This is a genomic window from Blautia sp. OM06-15AC (genome assembly GCF_003481425.1).
GTDB lineage: Bacteria > Bacillota > Clostridia > Lachnospirales > Lachnospiraceae > Fusicatenibacter > Fusicatenibacter saccharivorans.
The window spans coordinates 13,350-36,337 of the sequence record NZ_QULD01000010.1; the positions used below are offsets into that span (position 1 = coordinate 13,350).

Consider the following 22,988-nt stretch of genomic DNA (forward strand, 5'->3'; position numbering starts at 1 on the left):
CCTCAAAAAAGCCCGGAATGTCAAGCCTTTGGAGGCGGCAAATCGTAACAGCCGCCCGGCCTTTTCTCCCGCATTTTCCTCATGCGTTCCCGGCTTTTCCGTCGGTTCCCTTCGGCCTTGCAGGCGTCGGAGCAGTAGGCTTGACGCCCCTCGGGCAAAAATGCCTTTCCGCAGACCGCACAGGCCCGCAACTCCGGGGAGATGCCTTCCGTTGTCAGCGCCGCTTGAAGCTCCGGGTTAAGGGGCAGGACAGCCTCACGGAAGTAACGGCAGTACGCCCCTGTCCAGCACTTGTGCAGCATATAGCAGGCACAGTCAAGAGGAAGGCACAGGCCGCTTTCCCGGTCATAGTTGGCGCACATCCCCGTGACCAGAGTGCGGATTTTCTTCTTCTCGTCACGGGTCAGCTCCCGGGCGTCCATTTATGACTTCGGGCCACGATGGCCCGAAGGGCGGGGCTCCACGATCAGCGCCCGGAACTTCTTCCGGCACTGTTTTTTCTTTCCTTTGCACTCCTTGTAATAACGGCATCCCTTACAAGGGTCGTCATTGTCCCAGCCGGGGTGCGGTACTTCCTTCATCATTCGTTCAAAAGGGCTGCTTGTAAAATTCATTCTCATTCCTCCGTATCTTCCTCCCATAGCGGGGTATCTTCGTCCTCGGGTTCCTCTGCGATCTCCTCCAGCTCCCCGTCCTCATATTCGCAGTAATCATCTTCCAAATCCGGGGCTTCATGCTTCGGCTTGTAAATCTTGAAATAGTAACCAATTCCACCGCCGGCCAGCACCACCGCACCGATCAGGAGCAGAGAGAGAAGGGGGCTGTCCTTTTTCTCCGGCTTGGGTTCCGGTACTTCCTCCACCGGTTCGGTGGGCTTTGGCTCTGGCTCAGGGGTCACTTCTTTGGGCGGTTCCTTACCCTGTTCAGCAAGAGGCAGAAGGTCGTCTGTGGTAACGGTATTGAGGAAATAGACGTTCTCGCTGGTTTTCTGTTTGTCGATCACCAGATAAAACACGCTCTCGTCTGCTGTGGTGATGGTGTAGAACTCCTTTCCATCCTCGTCGGTGGCGTTGTCCACCACGGTTCCCGTCCCGTCCGGGGTAAAGGGGTTCTGGGTTTCCGGCTCTGCTTCGGTTTCTGCCGGGGAGGGAGCTGTCTCCGGCTGCGGCTCGCTGCTCTGTGCATAAGCCGGGACTGTAAAGATCAGGCAACACAAAAGGCTGGCAGCCATCGCCGCCAGCCTGCGAAATTTAGTTTTCTTCATGGGCCGTGTCCTCCTTTTCGGGTGCCTCCGGCTTCGGGTCAGTATGGCCCGAAGCGGTAAGGCTGTTTTTGGGGTCATTCAGAAAAGCCATAAGCTGGGCGGGCGTCAGTTTGAGGGAGCGCACCGCCTGCACGATCTGGCTGTTTTCTTCCTCCTGTTTCTGCTTTTCCAGCTCCCGGATTTTGGCCTGCCATTCGGCGGCCTTCTCCCGGGCTTTTTCCAGTTCCTTATCGAGCTTGTCGATTTTGTTCATGCAAGGACTCCTTTCCTTTGGCTCACAAACGCCCGAAGGCATAGAAATGTGTCTGCCAGTAGCTTGAATTGATGTTTGCGTATTGGATGGGCGAACCACAATGGAGCATCATCCCGTCGCCCACATAAATCCCCACATGGGATACAGGGCCGGGGCTGTCATAGGTTCCCGTGAAAAAGATAATGTCGCCGGGCTTTGCCTCGGAGGGAGAAATGATAGCACACTGGTTGTAAATGCCCTGCGCCGTGGTACGGGGCAGGTTGTGGACGCCGCTGGCCGTGTACACCCAGCAGACAAAGCCCGAACAGTCAAAGGAGGTGGACGGGCTGGAGCCGCCCCACACATAGGGCCAGCCGATGTACTTTGTGGCTTCTTCCATGAGCGCCGCAAAAGCCGGGTCATCCAGCGCCTCGCCGGGTATCTCATAGCTGGGGCCGGTATCTTCGCCACCGTTGTAAATCCCTTCCCACAGATAGGGTTTGTTGCCTTTGAGCTGCTGCATAACGGTGTAGATTTCCCGCTGCTGTTCGTTAAGCCTCGGCAGGATCACGGCAGGCAGCGTCTTGTTTGTGAGGGTCACATTGAGAATGTAATACTCATAGGGAACTTCCTCGGTGGTGGTTTCCCCGGTCTCCGGGTCGGTGCTGGTTTCGGTGCGGTAGCGTATCTCGACTTCCTCCGTCAAGGTCAGTTCATACTGTGCCTCGAAAATCTCCCGCAGCTCGTCCTGCACCTGTTCACGGAAATACACATGGTACTTTGCCGAGAGATAGGACGCTAACTCATAGGGGTTATGGCCGATCTCGTCCACGGAATAGCGGTACTCGTCATAGCCGGGATGGGTGCTTTCGATGTTCGCTACCGTCTGCGCCAGCTCGTTTTCCAGCGCTGTGTAGTCCTCGTCCACCCCCAGCAGGTCCGTATCCTCCGAGGCGTAGGAGGTGCCGGATAACGCATTGGCGAGGCCGCTGCCAAGCGTGGGGAAGATGGAACTTACCGCCGACACAAGAAAACAGAGCAGCAACAGCAGGAGCAGGACCAGCACCGCCACGGGATGACGGGTCACAAACTGCGCCGCCCGACGGGTCGCAGTTCCCGAAGCGGCAGCGGTTTTCTTTGCGGCCTTTGCGCCCTGTTTTGCAGCCGCCTTTGCTTCTTTGGAATACCGGCGTTTCAGTTTCCATTTCTGCTGCACACGGGAAAGCGGATTGCTGGCAAGTTCCGGGTGCTCGGAGGCCATCTTCTGAAAATCCACATTGGCCCGGGCTTTTATGTCCTTCCGTTCCCACTTTGCCACCTTCCGGGCCGGGTGTTCCTGCCAGCGGCGTTTGGCATAGCGGGTCAGTTTCCGGGTTCCGGCCTCTGCGGCCAGCTCGGATTTATGGGTTCCTTCCACACCCACATTTTCATGCTCGACCTCGTGTATCTTGTTGTGGACATAGAACCATGCTTCTGTACGGGCTCCCCGGACTGCCTTTTTTGCAAGCCCCGGCGGCTTCTTCGCTGCCCGTTTTGCCTCGGTCTTGTCCAGTTTCTCCCGGGCCTTTCCCAGCTTTCCCCCGGCGTGTTCCGCTTTTGCCTGTGCTTTCTGGTACTTGTCCTTTTTGCTCCCGGCCTTCTCGGCGGAGCCCTCCGGCTCCTGTGCCTTGCCGGTATCCTGCGGCCCGCCCGCTTCATCTTCCTGCCTCATGCGGTCAGAGGGACGGCTTTTCCGGCTGTCCTCTTGAAACTTGCCGCTTTTGGACTTCGGGCCATCGTGGCCCGAAGGACTGTCCTGCCCGGTATCCTCGTCCTCAAACCGCAGGCGTCGGGATGGTGCGGGGGAAGGCCCTTCCCGTTCAGCCGGTCCGGGGCGATTGCTCCCGGTATCCTCCGTCGGCCCCGGCCTTTGAAAATTCTGTTTGTCCGGTTTCTTTCCGATGATGTATCCCTCCTTTCCAAACCTCGGGCCATCATGGCCCGAAGTGTGTTATGCCCGGTTCATTTCCTGTTTTTTGTCCTCCGGGCGGGTGGTCATAATGGCGTACAGCTCTGTGTTCTGCGGGAAGCGGTCAACAAACGGGATGGTGGTGTTCCCGAAGAACAGCAGCCCTTCGCCGGAATTGGTATGGGTCACATAGGAAAGCTGATGGGGGCTGATCCCAAGCTGTTTGGCTAAAATCTGCCGGTCGCCCTGTGCCTGCGAGAGAAGCACAAGGAAGTCCGAGTTTTCAAAGATGTTCTCGATCTCCGGGCTTGCCAGAAAATCCTTCACGTTCTGCGTTAAAGCACTGGGAACGCACCCTTTTTTTCGCAGCATTTTCCAGATCGCCACACAGTAGCTTGCCGTCAGCCGGTCACGGAGCAGCACATGGAACTCGTCGAAGTAGCACCATGTAGCGATACCACGCAGGAAATTCATAGACACCTGCGAGTTTACCAAGTCCTGCATAATGAGCATGGCAATCGTCCGAAGCCCGGCCCCCAGCTTTTTCAAGTCAAGGCATACCAGACGGCGGTTCAGGTCCACATTGGTTTCATGGTTGAACACGTTAAGGGAACCCGACACATAGATTTCAAGGGCAGTTGCCAGCCGTACCGCCTCGCCCTCCGGCTGGCAACAGAGCAGGTCATACAGGGTTTGGAGGGTCGGCATTTTGCTTGTTTCTGGGTCCTGCAAGTGTTCCCGGTACATCTGGCGCACACAGCGGTCAATGACGGTACGCTCCACCGGCTGCAAGCCGTCCTTGCCGCCGACGATCAGCTCCATCAGCGACAGGATAAAGTCGGCTTTCAGCGCCATCGGATTTTCCTCGTCGAAGCTCAAATCAATGTCCATCGGATTGATGTGGTGGGGGCTGTCCGGGGCGATCTCGATGACCTGACCGCCCAGCCGCTTGATAAGGGACGAATATTCGCCCATCGGGTCAACCACAATGATCCGGTCACGGGTGGCAAGGAACACGTTCACAAGCTCTCGCTTTGCGGCAAAGGATTTGCCGGAGCCCGGCACGCCGAGGAACAGGCCGTTGGGGTTTTTGAGCTTTTTCCGGTTTGCCATGATGACGTTATGGGAAAGTGCGTTGAGCCCGTAATAGACGGCTTCGCCATCCATGCGGAGCTCCTGCGTCATAAAGGGAACGAAAATGGCCGTGGAGCTGGTCGTCATGCCGCGCTTGATCTCAATGCCGTTATGGCCCAGCGGAAGGCTGGAAAGAAAACCGTCCTCCTGCTGGAAGTCCAGCCGCTTCAAGGTGCAGTTGTATTTCTGGACGATACCGGACACCGTGAACAGGTCATTGTCCAGCTCCCGGCGGGTCGGGGCCATGTTTACCACAAGGAAGGTCAGCAGGAACATTCTTTCATTCCGGCTCTGTAAATCTTCCAGAAGGGTCTTTGCGTCGTTGCTGTACGTTACAAGATCGGGTGGAAGTATGTCCATGTCGTACCCTGACCGGGCTGCCTTCTTTTGTTCCTCCACCTTCATCTTGTCAATGTCGGAGACTTTGGCCTTGATAGATTTTACGGCGGCGGCCTGATCGACGGTTTGGATATGGAGAGTGATGGTCATTTCCGCATCCATTTCCAAAAGCTCTGCCAGCAGCTTGTCCGAGAGCTCCGAGGCCAAAATCTGCAAGTAGGAGGCAGCGCCCCAAGTCGTCCCCACCCGGAACAGACGGCTGAAACGAAAATCGAAACTGTCCGGGGCGATAAAGTCTTTGGTGGAAAGCCCGGTTTTGGGGATCATATCCCATGAAAACCGGAAGGGGGAGCCGCTGCCGGGGTGGAGCTGCCCGTGAAGAAGCTCCAGCCGTTCCAGCCCCGAAAGGGAGCGGCACTTGACGCCCAGCTTTTTGAAGTTCCCGCAAATGTCCGCCTCTACACGTTCCAGCCTTGCCCTGGCGGTGGGAAGGTCGTCCACGTTCACGCCGAAGGTCAGGAGCTTTGTGCGGACAATGCCGTTGTTGCTTTTGGCGATCTGGTTTTCCAGCATTTCCACATACTCACACCGGACGCTGTTGTAATCGTCATCCTGCATGGGGATGTTCACGCTGTACCGGCTGCCCGGGCGGCTTCGGTGGTTGAGGAAGGAAAGCTGGAACGGAAGGCTGCTGTCAAAGTAGTTGAGGCAGGCGCTCCACCCATCAAAGATGGCTGCCTGATCTTCGGACTGTGCGAGCTGGTAGTTGATGTCCTCATATTCAATGGTTTTGGTGTAATAGCGGTCCGCTACCCGGCACACCCCGTCCCGGTACATTTCCCGGTAAGGGAGGGTCTGCTGGGCGGTGGTGGGAATGTTCTTTCCTTTTGTGAACAGGCCGGTAAGGCCCTGCTTTTCAGGCTTTCTGCCTGCGGGCTTTCCGGCCCTTCTGCTGTTTCGCAATCGGCTGCGCCTCCTTTCTGGCGCTAAGCAGCGCATAGAAGTTTTCGGTTTTGTAAGGCCGCACCCGGGGATAGAGGAACCGGGTGCGGATGATGTTTTTCAGCACTTTTTCCAGCGGAAGGCCATCCCGTTCATACATAGCCAGAAAGAAGAACGGGAGCATGAGGCCGATCATCAGGAACATGGCGGCGCTGTTCCCGATACTGCCACGGGAAAACAGGTAGGCCGGGAGGCCCACCGCCGCCGCGCTGGAAAAACAAACAAGCTGGCGCTTCGTCAGATTGAAGGCCAGCTTTGTCTTGATTTTGGAAAGGTCTTTTGGTACTGGTACATAGGCCATTTTGGTACACCTCCTTTATTGCTTCGGGCCAGCATGACCCGAGGTTATCTTGCGGCCTCTTTGGCCGGGGCTGTGCTGCGGGCAGCTTCGGCGGCCTCTCGTCCGCTCTGCCTTGCCCGCCAGTATTCGGGGTGATACTGCCGGATGGACTGATTGAGTTTTTCTTCAAACTGTCCTTTGTCCTTAATGCGGTCAGGGATTTTCCACAGCTTTTTGTCCAGCAGCTCCCGGAGCACTACGCTTTCCTGTGCGTCCTCCTCATAGCAGATATAGCCCTTGTCCTTGAAGCCGCATTTTTTGGCCGCTGGGGAGAGAACGGCGGCTACCTCGTTTGCCACCATCGTTCCGCCGTGGCTGGCGGTAGATACCAGAAACACCCCCGGACAGAGGGTTTCACAATTCTGCACCTCGCCCCACGGGGAGCTTTTCGGCGCATGGAACATTCCGCCCGTCCGGCTCCGGTCCGCCTGCATGAGCGCCGCCTTTTCCAAGATGGCTTTCAGTTCTGGGGAAAAATAGGCATATTCCCGAAGAACGCGGGCAGCCTCCCCGCCGCAGGCGTTCATCAACAGGGTATAGGCGTCGCTGTCCGCTTTGGTACAGCGCCCCAGCAGTTTTCCGTCGTAATAGCAGGCCGCGTCATAGCCCGTCCGTTTGCGTGGCATGGTTCCCGCCTCCTTTCTGCTTCGGGCCAGCATGGCCCGAGGTCAACGCTCTGCGCTGCGGCTGGGCTTTTCCTTCGGAGGCCGTTCTGCCTTTGCCTGTTCGGCAGCCGCTTTTCCGGCTTTGAGCTGGTCGCTGATGGACGCACGCCCCACAGAGCCGCGCTCCGCCATCTGTTCCAGCTTTGCCTCATAGGCTTGCAGAACAGCGGTATTGAGCTGTTCCCGGAACTCCTTTGTGACAGGGTAGGCCATATCCCGATAGCCGCCTTTGCCGTCCGGCTGGCTGGGCATCCCAAGAAAGAGGCCCTTGCTGCCCTGTACGATTTTCAGATTTTCCACTACAAAGCAGTCATTGAATTTCACGCTGGCAAAGCCCATGAGATTTTTCACAGGTTCGATGACCCGCACGCTTACATCCAGCTTCAACGGTGCGGCCGGGGTGGTGTTTGCAACCTTTTCCTGCATGGTTTCCTCCTTTCCGGCGGGAACAAGGTTCCCGTCCTTGTAGTCATAGCCTTCCGCCCGGAGTGCCGCCAGCGTGTCCGCCGATACGCACCCGGACAGTTTCAGATCGGTTTCCACCATAAAGCGCATGGTGTCTGCTTTAGAAAATTCTTCGGGGAGCTTTCCGTAGAAAGCCGGGTGCGGCTGTCCGTCCGCACCCTGTTTGTAACGCCGAGGCATACCGCCTCCTTTCCGCTTCGGGTCAGCATGGCCCGAAGTCTCTTAATGGCAGCCGAAGATGGATTTTGCAAGACTGCCTGTTTTGAATAAGGTAAAACACAGCAGCACCGTATATCCCACACAGCCCCAGATCGCCCCGATGGGGTCGCCGTCGGTGGCGATACTCTGGATCAGCACCGCATAAATGGCGACACAGACTAAGATCAATAGACCTTGAAAGCCCACCGCAAAGAGGGAGCGGAAATAGTTCTGCCCCATGTGTCCGGTTTCCCTGTTGGGGACTGTGGCAAACGGGATAGGAGCTAAACTTGTGAGTAAATAAATTTCAATCATACGGCCATATACGATGACGAAGATCACGATGTTTAAGGCAATCATGGTAAGCTGGATTAGGAAGGATTGTAGCCAGAGTCCGAACAGAGGACCTAACTCCATCGCCTCAAGCTCTGTCCGCAAACTGTCCAGCACATCCGGCGTGATCTCTGTCCCGTTCTGGATAATGCCCGCTGACTGCTGTATCACATGCTGGCTCACATCAAAGACCGCCAGCACGATATTGAAGGTGTTCGTCAGGATCATCACAGCCACAAAGGTTTTGAACACCCACTTAAAAAACATCCATGTGTCAACTTCATGGAGGTTGTTGCGTTCTATGAGCATCTGTATCAGCTCATAAGTCATTACAAAAGTGAGGATGACCCCGGCGATTGGCAGAATGGCAGTTTCGGAGATCTGTCGTATCATGGAAAAGACCCCGGCGTTCCAGTCCGCCGGGGTCGTGCCTACCTGTGTGGCGATTTCGCCAACGCTCTGATTGACGTTATCGAAAAGGCCGTCCAGATTCCCCATGATACCATCGACGAGCAGACCTTTCAGCCATTCAACGATTGCGTCGATGATAAAGTCCATATATCAGCTCCTTTTCTGGAAAAAGGGACAACGGGTGACATTTAGCTGAACAGGCCGGACAGCAGAGGGATAAGCTGAAGGCCGATCAGAACGACACCGCCGCCCGCCATGAGCTGTTTTATCCCTAATTAGGAGTAAAACCTTGCTCGATGGCGGGCGGCGGCGTGTCAAAAAATATATGGAATTGTTTTAGAACCGCCCCAGCGGGAACAGGTCAGCCCTTGACCTGTTCCACCTCCGGGATGGGTTTGAGATTGAAGTGAATTTCGATAGAAATGTGTCGTGTCTTATCGCTGTCGATGTGTTCATGGACAACGATTTCTTTAATCAGGCGGTTTAAGGTGGCTGCGTCCAGCTCCGTGATGTCGGCATATTCCTGAATGGCGTCCACCCATTGTTTGGCGTCCATCGCCAGCCGCATTTCATCAGCCAGCTTCTTGCGCCCCTGTGCAACCCGTTCTTTCAACTCGGCCTGTTCTTTCTGCGTCTTGTCCAGCATGAGATTGAAGTTGGCTTCGCTGATCCGTCCGGCAACCATGTCCTCATAGAGCCGCAGCACCATCTTTTCCAGAACCTCAATCCGTTCCTCGTCTTTTGTCAGGGAACGCTCCAACGCTTCCCGCTGGCCTTTCTGCTCGGCTTCACAGGTGTTGGTCAGCTTCCCGGCAATGGCTTCCCCATCGGTCAGGGCAGCCTTGGCGCACTCCCGGATTTTGTTCAGAACAAGGTGGTAAAGGGTGTCGTACTCCACCCGGTGCTGGGTGCAATGGTTCTTGCCGAACGCCCCATAGGTCTTACAGGCGTAAATCTGCTGCGGGTGCTTGGCGTGGGTGGTGCGGATGGTCAGCGACTTGCCGCACTCGCCGCACTTGATAAGCCCGGCAAACAGGCTGGTTTCCCCATTCTGCCGAGGGCACTGGCGGGATTTCAGCTTGTCTTGTACGATGGCAAAACTTTTGCTGTCAATCAACGGTTCGTGCCGTTCCTCCACCACAATCCAGTCCTGCGGCTTCTTCTCGCCAATGGTGCCGATTTTGAAGCGGTAGTCCTTCTTTTGGGAAGCTATCGCCCCGGTATAAACGGGATTCATCAGGATGTCCTTTATCACGGAGAAATCCCACATATACCGCCCGTTTTCCGGGTCTTTCTTTTCCCATTTGGTGCGGACATTGCGGAAGCCCCGTTCCCGGTTCCACCATGTAGGGCAAGGCACCTTCTGTTCCTCCAGCCTGCGCCGGATGAAGTTGGGGCCGTGTCCTTCCAACGCCCAAAGGAAGATTTGCCGGACAATGGGGGCGGTTTCCTCGTCCACCAACAGGTGGTTTTTGTCCTCCGGGTCTTTCCGATACCCAAAGGGAGCCACACAGCCGGTAAACTGGCCTTGCTGGGCTTTCAGAAGATACGAGGAATGTACCTTCTTGGAAATGTCCTTGCTGTACATCTCGTTCAGGATGTTCTTGAACGGCGCAATGTCGTTGCTGTCCCGCATGGTGTCAATACCGTCATTCATGGCGATATAGCGGACGTTGTGGCGGGGGAAGAAGTCCTCGATCAGTGTGCCGGTCTGCAAGTAATTTCGACCCAACCTCGATAAATCTTTCGTTATCACAAGATTTATCTGCCTGCGCTCGATGGCCTTTAACATTCGTTTCAGGTCGGGGCGCTCCATGTTCAGCCCCGTGTAGCCATCGTCCTGATAGACTGCCACAACCTCCCATCCCTGCTTTTCGCAGTAGCTTTCCAGCATATCCCGCTGGTTGGCAATACTGGCGCTCTCCCCGTCAAGGTCATCGTCTTTGGAAAGCCTGCAATAGATGGCCGCCCGGAAGCTGCCCGCCAGAATTGCGTCCATGCCTGTATATTCGTATCCGTTCATCATAACCGTTTACCCGCACAATCCAGACGGAACACGGTTCTTCTGAACCTCGTCTTTATTATATCGCAAATCTTGTGTTTTCGCAAGATTTTCCTTGCCGGTATTCTGCCCATATTTTTGGGCAATCAGGCTTACAAAGACATCCGCTGCGTCCAGCTCGCCGTCAAAAACTGTGGTAACATGAATCTCTGTTTTCGTTTTTGCCATAGGCAGTTATCCTCCATAATAGAATAGCCAGACAAGGAGAAGGTCGGCAACGAAGTCCGGCAACGGGCTTCAAAAAACCTCAAAACCATCTCTGTCTGGCGGTTTGGTTACAATTTATATTTTCTTTTATTTTTCTGTTGCTTTGGTTGCTGATAGGGGAAAAAGCCCGCAGTTACGGGGCTTTCCCCGGCAACCAGCCCGGCAACGGGAGTGCAACAAAGTCGGCAACGGGGTTGGATTTTCAGAAAGGAAGCTCCATCTGCTCTGTGACCTCCACAAATCCCTCCGGGATTTTTTCGGCTCCGCCCTCGGTATTCGTTGCCGGGGCTTCACGCTCCCAGCCCTTTTGCCTGCCGTATTCCGGGAACATCCGGGGATTGGAAAAGTAGTGCCAGCCTGTGACACAGTGGTTCATAATGTCGTTGACCTCCCGGATTTCCCATTGCTTCGGCTCGTCAAAAGGGTGGTTCAGGGCTTCCCGGAAAAGCTGCTTGGAACACACCATGCTGCCGGTATAGCGGTCAAGGTAGGCTTGGATCATCCCGGCCTTGGTATCCTCCGGCATAAAATCCCGCTGGTGTTCTTTGAGATAGCGTACCATTTCGGGGCTGAAAGACAGCTTAAAATCCCCGCTGCGGTAAATGGTCATGGCTTCCGCCCATAGCTGCTCAATGTAGGCTCTGGAAGCGGCTTCATCATCCAAAATGTGAACTTCCGCCTGTTCCGGGTACACCATGACCGGCAGAAAGCGCCGGTTGCCGGATCGGTCAAGGGGCAGGAAGTCAAGGGCATTGGAAGTGCCGCCGAACACGCATTGCCGCAGCCTGTCCTCCGGGTGGGTTTCGTATGGGATTTTATAGACCTCCTTCTGTCGGCTCAAAAAAGACTTGATTTCCTCAATGCTCTTGGCGTTTGCGGTGGCAATCATCTCCGACATCTCAATAATCCAGTGGCCTTGCAGTTTGCGGTACACATTGTCATCGTCCAGCTTGCGAAGGTCATCGGAAAACCACTCGTCTTTCACGGCCAGCAGCCGGAAAAAGGTGGATTTCCCGGCTCCCTGACCGCCCACCAGACAGAGCATGACCTCAAATTTGCAGCCGGGATGAAACGCCCGGTGGATGGCTCCCAGTAGGAACAGCCGCAGGGCTTCATAGGTGTACTGGTCGCTGTCGGCTCCTAAAAAGTGGTGCAGACAGGTACGGATACGCTCGGTTCCGTCCCATGAAAGGCCGTTCAGGTAGTCCCGGATGGGGTGATAGCCGTTTTCATTGGCAGCGATCCCGATGGCGGCTGCAATCTTCTTTTCGCTGGTCAGCCCATAGGTTTCTTCCAGATACAGGAGCAGATAATTCATATCCGTGTCCGTGATGGCGGTGCCGGTACGGTGGTAGCCGATGGGCTTAATGATGTCGGTACGCTCGGTCAGCAGATTTTTGGCGATTGCTCCGGAAAGCAGTGGGTCATTCTGAAAGACGGTCAGGCAGTTGCGGATACTGTTACGGATGCCGCCTTTCTCGGTGCTTTCCAGCATGGCCTTAACTTCCTCAACGCTCCGGGGCGGCGGTGCTTCTTGTATGGTCTGTTCTGCGGCCTGCCGTATCTTCGGCGGCAAGCTCTGCCATTCGTCTTTCAAGATTGCTCACTTCCTTTCCACAGTCGATGATAAGGGCTGCCCGTTCCTCCATGTCCGGGGAGAGCAGCACATCCAGCAGATAGTCCACATAGTCCTGCTTTTGCAGGGCTTCCACAAATAAAGGGTGGAAATCCTCGTCTGGCGTCTTGGGGGCATAGTCCCGTTTCCAGCGGCACAGCAGGTTTCGGTAATCACACAGCACCCGGAAGCAGTAACGCTCCATACGGCGGAACCGCTGTTCCGGGGTTTCCTGCCGGGGCTTCCTCTGGCTTCTGTGGGATAGCTCCTTGTCCTCATAGGGGACGGAAAACGCCTGTGCCAGCATGAGGGCGGCTTCCTTTGGGCTGACAGCTTCCAGACGGGAAACAAAGTCGATCACATCCCCGTCTGCCTGACAGCCGAAACAGTGAAAGCGCCGGTCAACCTTCATACTTGGGTTTTTGTCGGCATGAAAGGGACAGACGCACATCCCGTTCCGTCCCACCCGGATTCCGAAATGCTCAGCAGCCTGCCGGGTGGTAACAGACTGCTTGACAGCTTCAAATACATTCAACTAAATCCTCCTGAAAATAAGAAAAGCGCCTGTCATTCTCGAAAAGAAAATGGCAAGCGCCTGTTAGAGTTCCATATCCTGTTTTTTCTCTGTGTGGGGCTGCTGGCGTTTCTCGGCCTGTTCCTCCCGGATACGCTGTGCCCGGCCTTTGACTGCCTGCTGGATGGATGGTTTCTTGCCCGGCTCGGCAGTCTGGCGGTACTGCTCGGACGGAAGCACCTGATTAAGCCAGTGGCGCACATCCCGGAGAATCTTCACATCCTCCTGCACCGCTGACAGGCGTTCCCTGTACTCGGCCACCTCTCCGGCAAGCTGCGTCCGTTCTTCGTTCAGCTTTTTGGTGCTGTACTTGGTTCCCTCCAAATGCACCTTGAAATAGCGGACAGCGGCATTGTAGGCGTCCAGCTCGTCCCGATGGGCGGCGGCAAACTGTTCCTTTGGTTTCTTAAACCGGATAGCGGCATATTCCGCATGAACCGGCTTGTGAGCTTCAAAGTTAGCGATATGGGAAAGCATGGTGTCAATCTCCTTCATACGCTTTTCCTTCGGCTTCATCTCTGCCCGGATGGAAACGGCCTGCTCACTGACGGTATCCAGATAGGTGTCAAGGCTCTCCACGGTGGACAGCTCCTTTTCCCGCAGATAGCGGATGGCGTCCATAACCTTGTTGAAGTCGTTCACAGTGCCTTTGAGCTGGCCTTTGCTCGTCCAGCCGGTGCGCTCCTCCCGGCGCAAATCCAGATATTTGCCCAGCAGCTCCGGTAGGGTGGGTTCCTTCGCTTCCTGCAAGGCTTCCAGCAGGGCGGCCTTTTTCTCCTTCAGGTCTGCAATCCAGCCTTTCAGGTGGCGCACCATCTGGCGGATTGACTGCATGAGCCGGTTGGCAGCGGTAATGTCCCGGTTCAGGTTGCCGATGTTGGTCTGTATCCCTCGTTTTTCCATCTGGCTGACCGCTGGCCCCATGTGGACGGTGGGGATTTTATCAAGCCCCTGCCGCTCATAGGAACGAAGGTCGAGGCGTTCTGGGCGGTCATTGGCTTCCAGATAGCGGTTGGCGGCAGCCGCCCAGCCCTGCCGCCACATCTCGCCGTACTTCTGGTCGTTCCAGTCTACAGTGTCCTCCTTGTGGCTTTTCCAGTTCCCGGACGGGAGCCGGATACGCTCGCCGTTCTCGTCAAGGTCATAAACCTTCCGGCTCTTGGAAAGCCATTTCCCGGTTTCGTCCATTGCCCGCATGGTCAGCAGGATGTGGGCGTGGGGATTCCCATCCTCCTTATCGTGAATGGCAAAATCGGCAATCATGCCTTTGGAAACGAAAAACTCCCGGCAATAGTCCCGGAGCAGGTCGGCGTGCTGCTCCGGGGGAATTTCCCTCGGTATGGCAAGCACGATTCTCCGGGCAAGCTGGGAGTTCCATTGTTTCTCAATCGCTTCGGCGGCGTTCCACAAGGTATTGCGGTCTGCGTACTCCGGCGGGGCATGGGGCGGCAGCATGATTTCTGTATGGACGATCCCTCGTTTCTCGGCATAGTATTTCTGCTTCTGGTCGTACTCGGAAAACAGCCGTTCGCCGCTCTGGTAAGCTGCGGCGGCTACGGCTGACTGGCGGTTGCTGCGCTGGACGATCTTTATATCATGGTGGGGACAGGGCATAACGGCTTCCTCCTTCCTGTGGCTGATTGGATGGGGTGGTGGTTTGCCACCTCATTTTGGGCAAAAGAAAAGCAGGAAACCGTTTCTGATTTCCTGCTCGGTGGTGCCGCCGGTGGGCGGCTGGTATTCAGTTTTGAAAGTTCGGGTCAGGTTGGCCCGATGATGGAGAGATTGGCAAACTGGAATTTGTAAACTAATTAGTACAAATCACCTTTGAAGATTCATCATTCACAATAATTGCCTGATGATTGCTAATTGGGCAAATGTTCAAATCTGAAAACTCAGCTAATATCTTTTCAGTAACTTTCTTAAATGGTGCGGTAAGATAATGTGGGAGGATATAATAATCAACAAAACTGAGTCCCTTATCATCTTCTTGTGAATAATCTTCTGGTTTCTTATCCATTTGTTCAATATATGTAATTGTAGGAGAACATATAATTGCCCCAGCCGACTCACCAATCATCAGTTTTCCATTCATAATTTCTTTCTTCAGCAACTCATCAATACCCGTTTTTCGTAATTGGTCAATCAGAAAAAATGAATTACCACCAGTAAAATAAATAACATCCGCTTCTTCAAAAGCAGATTTTATCGTCAAATACTCCTCCTTTGAAATATCCATTTCTGTTAAGATTGCTCCTAATTTCTTGAATAATTTCCTGGCAGAATTCACATAACCCGTATAACCTTCGTGAATTGAAGCTGTCGGAACAAATACGACCTTCTTATTTTCAACTTCTTCTTTTATCAGATTTCCTACACTTGAAAAGTGTGAACATAAAAATAATTTCATTTGTAATCTCCTTTATAAATTCTGATTTGTCATTGCTTTCATTATACTTCATCAAGCCGGGTAAGTATAGGATGATTTTGTAAACTTGTCGGACGGGAACAGCCTACCCCGCAAGGTGTTCCCGGGCGGCAAGTCCACAAAGGGGTAGCTGGCGGCAGCCAGCGCAGGGGAAGCGTAGCGTCCCCTGTGATGATTGGAAGCAGCCGCAAGTGTGCTGGCAATCATCCGCTTTCCGCAGGAAGCCCCCGGCAGGGCGCAACGCACCGGCTTGACCGGTGTATAGTTGCGCCCTTACTCCGTAAGGGGTTCCCCGGCTACCCTCCGTTTCACGCTTTCCGCAACAGTTTCCTTCATGCCAGTTTGGGAAAATGCCTGTTTCAGAATGTCCATCACATCATCGTCCGTCAGCACTTCCGGCCTTATCAGAAAACTTTCCAGCATAGCCCCTCTGGTGCAGAGCCGGTGCGTCCGTTCCTTCCGGGTAAGCTGCTTCATTTGGTGTTCCAGTATCTTTTCTTCGTGCTGCGCCCGTCGCAGTCTGGCTTCGCCTTTGGCAAGCTCCCAGTTGAGCTTTTCCAGCTTTTCATTCATCACGGCAGCCCTCCTTCTTGGGGAGCAGCGTGTAAATGCGGTTCGGTTCTCCCACACCCCGGCGCACCCGCAGGATCAGTCCGGCGTCCTCCAATTCTTTCAAGGAACGCTTGACGGTTACGGAGCTTCGGGACAAGGCCGCCGCCAGCTCCACAATGGGGAAACGGACAAACAGTATCCCGTTGGTATCCTCCGTACCCACCGTAAGGGTGGCGTCCAGCAGGCGGGCATACATGACCTTTGCGGTGCTGCTGACCGGCAGCCGCAACATGGCGGGGGGAAGTGGCATACAGGGCGGCAGAACGGTGTCTGCGGTCATAAATTCAAAATCCATTTAAGTGATTTTCTCCTTTCGCTTGGCTCGTTTGGACAGGTAATGGGGGCAGTCGATCACAACAGCCCGGAAGCTCTGTTTGCACTCATGCTGACACTTCCGGCACAGGTCGTTGTAGGCCACACGCCCCCGGTCATTGAGGAAGAAGGACAGCTCCAACTTCCGTTTTTTGCTCATTCTCGGCATGGTGCCTCCTATCATAGAAAATCCGCCCATTTCAGCCGTAACGGTGGAGATGGGCGGATAGCGGTTTTTGGTGTCATGTTTCGGGGCGATTTTCAAGAAAAATACGGCCATAGAGCCGCTTGGAAAAGCCCCATAGTATCACGGACAGGGCAGACTACGCCCTGCCGATTTGTCGTGTTTGGGTAGCGTTTTGGTGTCAGTTCTGCCGGGTTTCCCTGATGTCGTTCCTGCCCCTGAATCTCACAGCAGCGTTTCGTTCCCGTTGGTACGCTCGCTGCGGTCAAGGTTCCTCCAACTCCTTGCCGCAGGTCGTTGCACTACATCGCCAGGGAGCATATCCCATCAGGCCGGTCATTCGATTGGAATAATCCATCGATGAACTGACTTAATCATAGCTCATTTTTGAACCCTTTCCCGTATGTCCAGAAAGTAGGAATACCGCCCCAAAATCGAAAATTTCCACGATTTCGGAACGGTATGGTATAATGACTATATATGCTCGAAAACCACATGGGAAGGGAGTGGCAAACCGATGAAAGACCATGTTTCCTTACAGGAACGCTTGAAAGATTTACGGGTGGAAAAGGGTTTGAAACTGGAAGAACTGGCGGAAAAGACCGGCATTTCAAAATCTGCTTTAGCCAGCTATGAAAATGAAGAAAACCGAAATAAGGAAATCAACCACGGCAACCTTATCACACTGGCAGACTTTTATGAGGTGTCCATCGACTATCTGTTCTGCCGGACGGAAAACCGGGAGCAGATCAACACCCCGCTGTCCGAACTGCATTTGACCGATGAAGCCGTGGCGCTTCTGAAAAGCGGACGGATCAATACCCGGCTGTTGTGCGAGATGATGTCCCACGAAAAATTTACAGAGCTGATGGCTGACGCAGAAATCTATGTGGACGGAATGGCCACCATGCGGTTCCATGACATCAACAGTGCGCTGGCCGCTGTCCGGGCAATGATACTGGAAGAACATCCCGAAGCTGCCGCAGACCGTTCCCTGAAAATTCTGGAAGCCGGTCAGATAGAGGAAGAAGATTTTTTCTGCCATGTGACACACAAAACATGGGACGCTATCCTTCACGATATACGCAAAGCCCATGAGAACGACATGGAGAGTGCGCCGGATACCACGCCCGCCGATGAACTGATAAAGGAAGTCCGAAAGGCCATGCAATCCACCGGCGACAGGGTGCAGGAATTTCTGGAAATCTTCTGCAAGGCGTTCCAGCTAAAATACAAGCGGCTCACAGACGAAGAAAGAACAACCCTGAAAAAGCTGTTCAAAAGATCGCCGCTGATTAAAAATTCCGGAATCAACTTCCGGCGCAGACCGTGGAAATGAAAACAGCCGTTGCGGGATCGGCTCCTGCAACGGCAGCTTTGAATCATACATGAATTTGGAAATCCCGAAACTCAAACAATCCATTTCCCTGTTTGAGTTTTCCAGCTCTCGATAATTTTGCAAATCCGGCTTCAATGTCAGCTATCAAAGAAACAGGAATATCCAACTGGTGGTGTCCGGGCAGAACTTTTTTTATTTTGTATTTCTGTATCCGCCTTATGGATTGATAGAATAACTGCGGGTCGGTAGTTGGGTAAAATGCATCAAGGCTTCCCTTGTATATCAAATCCCCGGAATACAAATAGTTTCGTTTTGGTTCGTAAAAACAACAATGTCCCGGAGAATGTCCCGGCGTGTGAATAACCTGAATTTCTCGCTCGCCTAAATTTAAAAAATCGCCATCATGTAAGATTCTTTGTGGCATACCTTGAAAAATCTGATAAGCGTTAATATCAAAATCTTTTGGGAAATCACAAGGAAGCCTTGTCAAATTATTCTTCACAACTTGCAACGGTATCGGAAACCTGACTGATAACCAGTCCTTTTCCTCTTCATGTACGGCGATATTATCAAAATACTTATGCCCGCCAATGTGATCCCAATGAACATGAGTAGTAACTGCCATAACAGGCAGCTCTGTTAGACTGTCCACAATTTTTCTGATGTTGGAAACGCCTAAGCCTGTATCAATGAGAATAGCGCATTTTTCTCCACATAATAGATAGCAATGTGTTTCTTCCCAGTGTTTGTATTCGCTAATAGAGAATGTATCACGGTCTATTTGCTCAATGGTAAACCAATTATCCATTCTGCATAATTACCTCCAACAACTAAATTTCCCGGCTAAAACCACTTTGCGTTTTCATCTCTGAAATGTGGTATAGTGCCATCTTTATAAGGGTCATATCGATTTTCATTGCAACCAAATTCTTTTAAGAGGGCAATCTTGTCATCTGGTGTCCATTCAATCAGTGATATTCCATCAAACGCTTCTACATTACCGTCGTCCATTTTATTCTTAAAATACCATTCAACGATAGTCTGATTGTCTTTATGGAAAAACTGTTTGATGTCCCATTGTAAGACGGTTCCCCGGGTATTCCATTCCTCAAACCAAAGTATTATCTTCTTTATTTCGTGATATTCCGGCCCCCAGCTTTCAATATAGATGGCATTATTTGAAAAAATATCGGATATACCTAAATCTTTCTTTGTAAGCCACATATCAAACCAAAGTCTGATAATTCTTTCTCTATTGTCCATTTCGCAGAACCTTCCTTGTTAATTTGATATTTCAGCTTCTTCGTCATGCTCTAATTCAATCACATTCAAAATTCCACAGTTCAATGCTTTGCAGATACGCAGTAGTGTTTCCATACTGATATGCTTTCCCTTGCCCATGTTGGCAATCATATTGGTGGTCAGACCGGCGGACAGCCGCAAGTCCTCTTTCCTCATGCCACGTTCTTTCAAAGTGTCCCATAGCGGTTGATAGCTGATGTGCATAGGCTCCCGCCTCTCTTTCCATCGTCAAATGTTCTGTACCCATTATAGCAGAAATCTTGCGTTTCCACAATATTTCTTGACCGCACCGCCGGTTCCGTCTGGATTGTGCTTTTCCTTTCTTCACTTTTATTACATTTAATTAGCCATAAGCTGCTTAATGCCCTGGCTTTTTGCCGCAGGGTTGTCCGACCCGTAACCTTCCAGAAGGTTGATGACGCCCCATACCGCCAGACCAGCGCCAAGAGCCATGACCAGAATTTTAAGAATGTCGATTGCCTGATTGAAAAATTCCATATACGTTCCTCCATTTTGTTTGTTTGATGGTTTTGGGTACAAAAAAAGCCGCCCACATCGGCGGCGCTTCGGGTCATCATGGCCCGAAGTTACACAAACTCGTCGCTGTCCAGATCATCGAAATTCAACAGGTCAGCTTCTTCGTCCGTGTCGGAGCCGTCCACTTCGTACACCGTGTATTCGTCCTCCGGCTTTAGTCTCAATGGCCGGTGGCGGAACAGGCTTTCCAAGCGGAAGGCGTTTTTCTTTTTATCAAATTCGGTTGTGTACTTGTAATTCGGGTGCTTTTTCAAGTCATACTTCGGGGACAGGAAGGGCGGGAGCCCCCGAAGCTGCAAGATACATTTATCCCCGGGCATGGTGGTGATCTCGCTGGTGGTCATCAGCTCCCGGCCAAGCCGCTGCATATTCTGGCTGTAACTTTCAGACTGTCCACGGCTTCGGCCCTCGGTCTGCATAGAGATGGTGGCCTTGCCCAGCCAGTTTTCCGAAATATCCTTTAGGGTGGAAGCCTCCCGGCCTCCGAGGAATACGATACTGTCCATGTTGCCCATGATGGTTTCGGAATGGTCTTTGTACAATGCCTTGCACTGGCTCATTGCCTGATAAAAAAGCGTCAGGCTGATCTCACGGGAGCGGATGACGGCCACGATCTTTTCCAGCCCCGGCACCTGTCCGGTATTGGCTGCCTCGTCCCACAGCACCCGCACATGGTAGGGCAGACGCCCGCCATAGGTGTTGTCAGCCCGTTCACACAGAAGGTTGAACATCTGCGAAAAAGCGAGGGCAACCAAAAAATTGTAGGTGGTGTCCGTGTCGCTGATAAGAAAGAACAGCGCCGATTTTTCATCCCCCAGCTTATCCAGCTCCAGCTCGTCATAAGACATGATCTCCCGAAGTTGGGGAATATCAAAGGGAGCCAGCCTTGCACCGCAGGAAATCAAGATGCTTTTGGCTGTCTTGCCGCTGGCGAGCTTGTATTTCTTATACTGCCTCACGGCGAAGTGCTGGGGGCTGCGGCGTTCCAGCCCGTCAAACATATAGTCCACCGCATTTTTGAAGGTTTCGTCATCCTCCCGGACTTCCATGCTGTTTATCATTTCCACCAGCGTATTCATGTTGCGTTCTTCCTCCGGCCCCTCAAAGACGATGTAGGACACAAGGGCGCAGTACAAGAGGGTTTCTGCTTTTGTCCAGAACTCGTCGCCCTCCTTGCCGTCGCCTTTGGTGTTGGCAATCAGGGCGGTAACAAATTTCAAAACATCGCTTTCTGTCTTGATATAGGCCAGCGGATTGTAGTGCATGGATTTTGAAAAGTCGATACTGTTGAACACCCGCACCCTGTATTTCTCCCGTTGCAGAAACCGCCCGCACTGGTCGAGGGTGCCGCCCTTCGGGTCTACCACCACATACGAGGAATGGGCTTGAAGGAGCTGCGGGGTCAACCAGAACCTTGTCTTTCCCGAGCCGGACGAGCCGATGACACAGGCGTTTAGGTTCCGGGCATTGGCAGGTATCTTCGGACGGGTGTTCATGGTAAGGAACTCCGTCCCGGTCAGAATGACATTGTTCTGAAATTTAGGGTCTACAAACGGCTTTATATCCTCCTTTGTTCCAAAGCGGGCGGTGCCGTATTCCGCATCCCGCCGGAATTTTTTCGCCTGCCTGATCTTTGACTGTATCAGCAGATACACCCCAGCCGCACCGGCAAGGCCCACCAGCAGGTCAATACCGCCCAGCCCCGGCCAGTAGGTTTCAAAGGCTTTGGGGAAGGTATCAAGCATCCCCATGAGCTTTGTCCCGAAGTCTGTGCCGGGGGCGATCCGGTAGGCCGTCCCGATTTTGGAGAAAAACCAGAACACAAAGAGGTACGGCAGGTGTGGGAGCACATATTTTCTGATCTTGTCACTCAACGTCCGTCCTTCACCGCCTCTCTGGTCCGCTGCTTTTCCTTTGCCTGCGTCCTGATTTGCTCCGTGAATTTCCGAAGCTGACCGAGGATGGAAGCCTTGTCCTGCTCTTTGTTCAGCACCTTTGCGCTGTACTTCTGGAAGGCCGCCGTGATAGCGTCCGCCTGATTGGCTTTGAAAAACAGCAGGTAATGACCGGGGCTCACTTTATGGAAAGCGTAGTCCACATGGAACTCCTTCGCGATCCGGTCAAAATCCTTTGGAGCTCCCACATAGGGCATGGCACTTTTGCCGCCATAGTGGTTCATCAGCTTTTTCACGCTCTGGCGTCCCTGCGGGGTCAGCGCCTTCCGGTGGTGCTTTTGCAGCGCCCGAACCACCTTGCCAAGAGCGGCAGCCAGCACTTTTCCTGTGAGCTTCGTTGTCCTGATCGAAAGGGCAACCGTTTTTTGGTTTACTTCTTCCTGCATAAAACCTCCTTTCCGTCGGGGTTCCCGCTATCCGGGAGGCCCCCGTACAATCTCGGGGAACAGAAAACCTCGGGCCAATGTGGCCCGAGGCTTACCGCTCGGCATCTCTGCCGGACGGAGCTTTCTTTTCCGGCTCCGTCTGGACTTTTTCGTCCTGTTCCCGCATGGTCTGCAAGATAGAGGGCTTCTTTTGAAGTTGGGAGGGCTTTTCGCCGGACAGCGGCTTGATACATTCCAGACGGTCAGCCGCCCGAATGGCGTTGTCCGTGAGCTGCCTCTGCCATGCGCCCACGCTGGGAGCCCAACGAAAGCCGCTGCTTTTCAGCTCGGCCCGGGTGTCCGCGTCAGGCTTTCCGTCAAAGAACACCTGCAAGCGGTTGTCCTCCCGGTTCATTTCCACACGACCCCCATCGAACTCCCAGCCGGAAAATTCCTGCTGTGCCTGTTTGGAAAGCTGTTCGATACGGGCCTTTACCCGGCGGATCTCCGCATTGTTGTTGGTTAGCTGGTAACTTTCAAAGGGCCTCGGGTCGCTTCGCCAACTTGACGCCATGCTTGCTTTCAGCTTTTCAATCTGGTCCGGCGACAGCAGCGCACAGCCGTCCAGCTTGCCATGCTTGCGGTAATAGGCGTTGACCTCCTTCATAATGAGCTGGGAGCGTTCCAGCCCGTCCAGCTTCTTCTGGAGCTTTTCAATCGCTGCCGGGTCATCGGCGCTGATCCCGCCCATGCCGGTGCTGCGTATCTTATCCAGCAGCCCTTGAATATGCCGCCATTCCTCCATGTTGCTGTCCCGCGCCCGGTTCTGTTTTTCCTTCTTTCCCACCGGGAAATTGGAAGGCCCGGCGATCAGCACAGAGGGAACCCTCGCGTCAATGGCAAAGCCTTGGTTCATGTTTTCGGCCAGCTTGCGGGCGTAGGTGTCTAACAGATGGTCGATCTTCTCATGGTACATGGGGTCCACCCGGGATTTCTGCTTTCCCGCTATGGCGGCGGCCTTGTCCACCATTGCCCGGTATTCCGCCGTTGCGCTCCCTTCCTTGTAGTCGGAAAAGCTGTTCATTTCTTTTGCCCGGCGGGCGGCTCCTTCATTGATAGGGTAATAGTTGATGGTATGCACCTCCTTTATGCTTCGGGCCATGCT

The 22,988-nt window shown here is 53.4% G+C and carries 29 protein-coding genes and 1 pseudogene; 2 read left to right on the forward strand and 28 right to left on the reverse strand.

All coding sequences use genetic code 11. The annotated features are described in order from the left end of the window. Positions 1-20: 20 nt before the first annotated feature. The 16 genes and pseudogenes from DXB83_RS12505 to mobQ all read right to left on the reverse strand — a co-directional run bounded on the left by DXB83_RS12505 (position 21) and on the right by mobQ (position 14,403). Positions 21-422: a cysteine-rich VLP protein gene (locus tag DXB83_RS12505; protein ID WP_055650129.1), complete on the reverse strand. Its 402-nt coding sequence runs from the start codon at positions 420-422 to the stop codon at positions 21-23. Then, positions 423-614 (reverse strand): hypothetical protein, encoded by a 192-nt coding sequence (locus tag DXB83_RS12510; RefSeq protein WP_003500082.1) that lies wholly within the window; start codon positions 612-614, stop codon positions 423-425. Positions 615-616: 2 nt separating this feature from the next. Beyond that, on the reverse strand, positions 617-1,264 hold the full coding sequence (locus tag DXB83_RS12515) for a DUF4366 domain-containing protein (RefSeq protein ID WP_118697712.1): 648 nt from the start codon (positions 1,262-1,264) through the stop codon (positions 617-619). Next, complete coding sequence (locus DXB83_RS12520) at positions 1,251-1,517, reverse strand: DUF4315 family protein (protein WP_005927622.1); 267 nt, start codon at positions 1,515-1,517, stop codon at positions 1,251-1,253. Before DXB83_RS12520 ends, DXB83_RS12515 begins: the two co-directional genes overlap by 14 nt. Positions 1,518-1,539: 22 nt before the next feature. After that, positions 1,540-3,207, reverse strand: coding sequence for a C40 family peptidase (locus tag DXB83_RS12525; protein ID WP_118697713.1), 1,668 nt, complete (start codon positions 3,205-3,207; stop codon positions 1,540-1,542). A gap of 279 nt (positions 3,208-3,486) precedes the next feature. Then, the gene (locus DXB83_RS12535) at positions 3,487-5,916 is read right to left on the reverse strand and encodes a VirB4-like conjugal transfer ATPase, CD1110 family (RefSeq protein WP_442857934.1); all 2,430 of its coding nucleotides are present in this window, start codon (positions 5,914-5,916) and stop codon (positions 3,487-3,489) included. Then, positions 5,834-6,220, reverse strand: a complete 387-nt coding sequence (locus DXB83_RS12540; protein WP_003500106.1) for a PrgI family protein — start codon at positions 6,218-6,220, stop codon at positions 5,834-5,836. Before DXB83_RS12540 ends, DXB83_RS12535 begins: the two co-directional genes overlap by 83 nt. A 44-nt stretch (positions 6,221-6,264) precedes the next feature. Next, positions 6,265-6,918: a DUF7007 domain-containing protein gene (locus tag DXB83_RS12545; RefSeq protein WP_015567065.1), complete on the reverse strand. Its 654-nt coding sequence runs from the start codon at positions 6,916-6,918 to the stop codon at positions 6,265-6,267. Positions 6,919-6,927: 9 nt separating this feature from the next. Further along, complete coding sequence (locus DXB83_RS12550) at positions 6,928-7,569, reverse strand: septation protein SpoVG family protein (RefSeq protein ID WP_015567066.1); 642 nt, start codon at positions 7,567-7,569, stop codon at positions 6,928-6,930. A 42-nt stretch (positions 7,570-7,611) separates the two neighbouring features. Further along, a complete protein-coding gene (locus DXB83_RS12555; protein ID WP_005927637.1) occupies positions 7,612-8,478 on the reverse strand; it encodes a VirB6/TrbL-like conjugal transfer protein, CD1112 family in 867 nt (288 codons plus the stop codon). Between the two features lie 41 nt (positions 8,479-8,519). Beyond that, positions 8,520-8,603, reverse strand: a pseudogene (locus tag DXB83_RS12560) (Maff2 family mobile element protein); the annotation flags it as partial. Positions 8,604-8,692: 89 nt separating this feature from the next. Next, positions 8,693-10,357 (reverse strand): recombinase family protein, encoded by a 1,665-nt coding sequence (locus DXB83_RS12565; protein WP_024738135.1) that lies wholly within the window; start codon positions 10,355-10,357, stop codon positions 8,693-8,695. Positions 10,358-10,363: 6 nt separating this feature from the next. Next, positions 10,364-10,561, reverse strand: coding sequence for a hypothetical protein (locus DXB83_RS12570; protein ID WP_024738134.1), 198 nt, complete (start codon positions 10,559-10,561; stop codon positions 10,364-10,366). Between the two features lie 241 nt (positions 10,562-10,802). Beyond that, positions 10,803-12,095, reverse strand: a complete 1,293-nt coding sequence (locus DXB83_RS12580) for a virulence-associated E family protein (protein ID WP_117570422.1) — start codon at positions 12,093-12,095, stop codon at positions 10,803-10,805. A gap of 13 nt (positions 12,096-12,108) precedes the next feature. Further along, positions 12,109-12,750 carry a CHC2 zinc finger domain-containing protein gene (locus DXB83_RS12585; RefSeq protein WP_024738133.1) on the reverse strand — a complete coding sequence of 214 codons (642 nt, stop codon included), beginning with the start codon at positions 12,748-12,750 and terminating at the stop codon, positions 12,109-12,111. A 63-nt stretch (positions 12,751-12,813) separates the two neighbouring features. Then, positions 12,814-14,403, reverse strand: coding sequence for a MobQ family relaxase (gene mobQ / locus DXB83_RS12590; protein WP_024738132.1), 1,590 nt, complete (start codon positions 14,401-14,403; stop codon positions 12,814-12,816). Here mobQ and DXB83_RS16525 point away from each other — a divergent pair. Continuing rightward, positions 14,386-14,595, forward strand: a complete 210-nt coding sequence (locus tag DXB83_RS16525) for a hypothetical protein (protein ID WP_117570423.1) — start codon at positions 14,386-14,388, stop codon at positions 14,593-14,595. The genes mobQ and DXB83_RS16525 overlap by 18 nt on opposite strands. Position 14,596: 1 nt before the next feature. Here the strand turns inward: DXB83_RS16525 and DXB83_RS12600 are convergent, their stop codons facing one another. The 5 genes from DXB83_RS12600 to DXB83_RS16360 all read right to left on the reverse strand — a co-directional run bounded on the left by DXB83_RS12600 (position 14,597) and on the right by DXB83_RS16360 (position 16,594). After that, positions 14,597-15,199 carry a Type 1 glutamine amidotransferase-like domain-containing protein gene (locus DXB83_RS12600; RefSeq protein ID WP_024738131.1) on the reverse strand — a complete coding sequence of 201 codons (603 nt, stop codon included), beginning with the start codon at positions 15,197-15,199 and terminating at the stop codon, positions 14,597-14,599. A 291-nt stretch (positions 15,200-15,490) separates the two neighbouring features. Beyond that, the gene (locus DXB83_RS12605; protein WP_024738130.1) at positions 15,491-15,790 is read right to left on the reverse strand and encodes a DUF3847 domain-containing protein; all 300 of its coding nucleotides are present in this window, start codon (positions 15,788-15,790) and stop codon (positions 15,491-15,493) included. Further along, positions 15,783-16,124 (reverse strand): hypothetical protein, encoded by a 342-nt coding sequence (locus DXB83_RS12610; RefSeq protein ID WP_024738129.1) that lies wholly within the window; start codon positions 16,122-16,124, stop codon positions 15,783-15,785. Before DXB83_RS12610 ends, DXB83_RS12605 begins: the two co-directional genes overlap by 8 nt. Further along, a complete protein-coding gene (locus DXB83_RS12615; RefSeq protein WP_024738128.1) occupies positions 16,125-16,310 on the reverse strand; it encodes a hypothetical protein in 186 nt (61 codons plus the stop codon). 92 nt (positions 16,311-16,402) lie between these two features. Next, a complete protein-coding gene (locus DXB83_RS16360) occupies positions 16,403-16,594 on the reverse strand; it encodes a hypothetical protein (RefSeq protein WP_133302160.1) in 192 nt (63 codons plus the stop codon). 248 nt (positions 16,595-16,842) lie between these two features. Between DXB83_RS16360 and DXB83_RS12625 the strand changes: the two genes are divergently transcribed. Next, on the forward strand, positions 16,843-17,664 hold the full coding sequence (locus DXB83_RS12625; RefSeq protein ID WP_024738127.1) for a helix-turn-helix domain-containing protein: 822 nt from the start codon (positions 16,843-16,845) through the stop codon (positions 17,662-17,664). Positions 17,665-17,707: 43 nt separating this feature from the next. On the opposite strand, the gene DXB83_RS12630 is transcribed toward DXB83_RS12625, so the two are convergent. The 7 genes from DXB83_RS12630 to DXB83_RS12660 all read right to left on the reverse strand — a co-directional run bounded on the left by DXB83_RS12630 (position 17,708) and on the right by DXB83_RS12660 (position 22,985). After that, positions 17,708-18,472 carry an MBL fold metallo-hydrolase gene (locus tag DXB83_RS12630; RefSeq protein WP_024738126.1) on the reverse strand — a complete coding sequence of 255 codons (765 nt, stop codon included), beginning with the start codon at positions 18,470-18,472 and terminating at the stop codon, positions 17,708-17,710. Positions 18,473-18,507: 35 nt separating this feature from the next. Next, the gene (locus DXB83_RS12635) at positions 18,508-18,927 is read right to left on the reverse strand and encodes a nuclear transport factor 2 family protein (RefSeq protein ID WP_024738125.1); all 420 of its coding nucleotides are present in this window, start codon (positions 18,925-18,927) and stop codon (positions 18,508-18,510) included. 18 nt (positions 18,928-18,945) lie between these two features. After that, on the reverse strand, positions 18,946-19,170 hold the full coding sequence (locus DXB83_RS12640) for a helix-turn-helix domain-containing protein (RefSeq protein WP_015536482.1): 225 nt from the start codon (positions 19,168-19,170) through the stop codon (positions 18,946-18,948). Between the two features lie 135 nt (positions 19,171-19,305). Continuing rightward, positions 19,306-19,464: a Maff2 family mobile element protein gene (locus tag DXB83_RS12645; RefSeq protein WP_118697714.1), complete on the reverse strand. Its 159-nt coding sequence runs from the start codon at positions 19,462-19,464 to the stop codon at positions 19,306-19,308. 89 nt (positions 19,465-19,553) lie between these two features. Further along, positions 19,554-21,377 (reverse strand): VirD4-like conjugal transfer protein, CD1115 family, encoded by a 1,824-nt coding sequence (locus DXB83_RS12650; RefSeq protein ID WP_118697715.1) that lies wholly within the window; start codon positions 21,375-21,377, stop codon positions 19,554-19,556. Further along, positions 21,374-21,844, reverse strand: coding sequence for a PcfB family protein (locus DXB83_RS12655; RefSeq protein ID WP_012741698.1), 471 nt, complete (start codon positions 21,842-21,844; stop codon positions 21,374-21,376). Before DXB83_RS12655 ends, DXB83_RS12650 begins: the two co-directional genes overlap by 4 nt. A 91-nt stretch (positions 21,845-21,935) precedes the next feature. Then, positions 21,936-22,985, reverse strand: coding sequence for a hypothetical protein (locus DXB83_RS12660; RefSeq protein ID WP_118697716.1), 1,050 nt, complete (start codon positions 22,983-22,985; stop codon positions 21,936-21,938). Positions 22,986-22,988: the final 3 nt, after the last annotated feature.

Excerpts from the sequence above, each read along its gene's own strand:
- DXB83_RS12505 (WP_055650129.1), bottom strand. The coding sequence starts at position 422 with ATGGACGCCCGGGAGCTGACCCGTGACGAGAAGAAGAAAATCCGCACT.
- DXB83_RS12510 (WP_003500082.1), bottom strand. The coding sequence starts at position 614 with ATGAATTTTACAAGCAGCCCTTTTGAACGAATGATGAAGGAAGTACCG.
- DXB83_RS12515 (WP_118697712.1), bottom strand. The coding sequence starts at position 1,264 with ATGAAGAAAACTAAATTTCGCAGGCTGGCGGCGATGGCTGCCAGCCTT.
- DXB83_RS12520 (WP_005927622.1), bottom strand. The coding sequence starts at position 1,517 with ATGAACAAAATCGACAAGCTCGATAAGGAACTGGAAAAAGCCCGGGAG.
- DXB83_RS12525 (WP_118697713.1), bottom strand. The coding sequence starts at position 3,207 with ATGAGGCAGGAAGATGAAGCGGGCGGGCCGCAGGATACCGGCAAGGCA.
- DXB83_RS12535 (WP_442857934.1), bottom strand. The coding sequence starts at position 5,916 with ATGCGCTGCTTAGCGCCAGAAAGGAGGCGCAGCCGATTGCGAAACAGC.
- DXB83_RS12540 (WP_003500106.1), bottom strand. The coding sequence starts at position 6,220 with ATGGCCTATGTACCAGTACCAAAAGACCTTTCCAAAATCAAGACAAAG.
- DXB83_RS12545 (WP_015567065.1), bottom strand. The coding sequence starts at position 6,918 with ATGCTGGCCCGAAGCAGAAAGGAGGCGGGAACCATGCCACGCAAACGG.
- DXB83_RS12550 (WP_015567066.1), bottom strand. The coding sequence starts at position 7,569 with ATGCCTCGGCGTTACAAACAGGGTGCGGACGGACAGCCGCACCCGGCT.
- DXB83_RS12555 (WP_005927637.1), bottom strand. The coding sequence starts at position 8,478 with ATGGACTTTATCATCGACGCAATCGTTGAATGGCTGAAAGGTCTGCTC.
- DXB83_RS12565 (WP_024738135.1), bottom strand. The coding sequence starts at position 10,357 with ATGATGAACGGATACGAATATACAGGCATGGACGCAATTCTGGCGGGC.
- DXB83_RS12570 (WP_024738134.1), bottom strand. The coding sequence starts at position 10,561 with ATGGCAAAAACGAAAACAGAGATTCATGTTACCACAGTTTTTGACGGC.
- DXB83_RS12580 (WP_117570422.1), bottom strand. The coding sequence starts at position 12,095 with ATGCTGGAAAGCACCGAGAAAGGCGGCATCCGTAACAGTATCCGCAAC.
- DXB83_RS16525 (WP_117570423.1), top strand. The coding sequence starts at position 14,386 with ATGGTGGGGACAGGGCATAACGGCTTCCTCCTTCCTGTGGCTGATTGG.
- mobQ (WP_024738132.1), bottom strand. The coding sequence starts at position 14,403 with ATGCCCTGTCCCCACCATGATATAAAGATCGTCCAGCGCAGCAACCGC.
- DXB83_RS12600 (WP_024738131.1), bottom strand. The coding sequence starts at position 15,199 with ATGAAATTATTTTTATGTTCACACTTTTCAAGTGTAGGAAATCTGATA.
- DXB83_RS12605 (WP_024738130.1), bottom strand. The coding sequence starts at position 15,790 with ATGAATGAAAAGCTGGAAAAGCTCAACTGGGAGCTTGCCAAAGGCGAA.
- DXB83_RS12610 (WP_024738129.1), bottom strand. The coding sequence starts at position 16,124 with ATGGATTTTGAATTTATGACCGCAGACACCGTTCTGCCGCCCTGTATG.
- DXB83_RS12615 (WP_024738128.1), bottom strand. The coding sequence starts at position 16,310 with ATGCCGAGAATGAGCAAAAAACGGAAGTTGGAGCTGTCCTTCTTCCTC.
- DXB83_RS12625 (WP_024738127.1), top strand. The coding sequence starts at position 16,843 with ATGAAAGACCATGTTTCCTTACAGGAACGCTTGAAAGATTTACGGGTG.
- DXB83_RS12630 (WP_024738126.1), bottom strand. The coding sequence starts at position 18,472 with ATGGATAATTGGTTTACCATTGAGCAAATAGACCGTGATACATTCTCT.
- DXB83_RS12635 (WP_024738125.1), bottom strand. The coding sequence starts at position 18,927 with ATGGACAATAGAGAAAGAATTATCAGACTTTGGTTTGATATGTGGCTT.
- DXB83_RS12640 (WP_015536482.1), bottom strand. The coding sequence starts at position 19,170 with ATGCACATCAGCTATCAACCGCTATGGGACACTTTGAAAGAACGTGGC.
- DXB83_RS12645 (WP_118697714.1), bottom strand. The coding sequence starts at position 19,464 with ATGGAATTTTTCAATCAGGCAATCGACATTCTTAAAATTCTGGTCATG.
- DXB83_RS12655 (WP_012741698.1), bottom strand. The coding sequence starts at position 21,844 with ATGCAGGAAGAAGTAAACCAAAAAACGGTTGCCCTTTCGATCAGGACA.
- DXB83_RS12660 (WP_118697716.1), bottom strand. The coding sequence starts at position 22,985 with ATGGCCCGAAGCATAAAGGAGGTGCATACCATCAACTATTACCCTATC.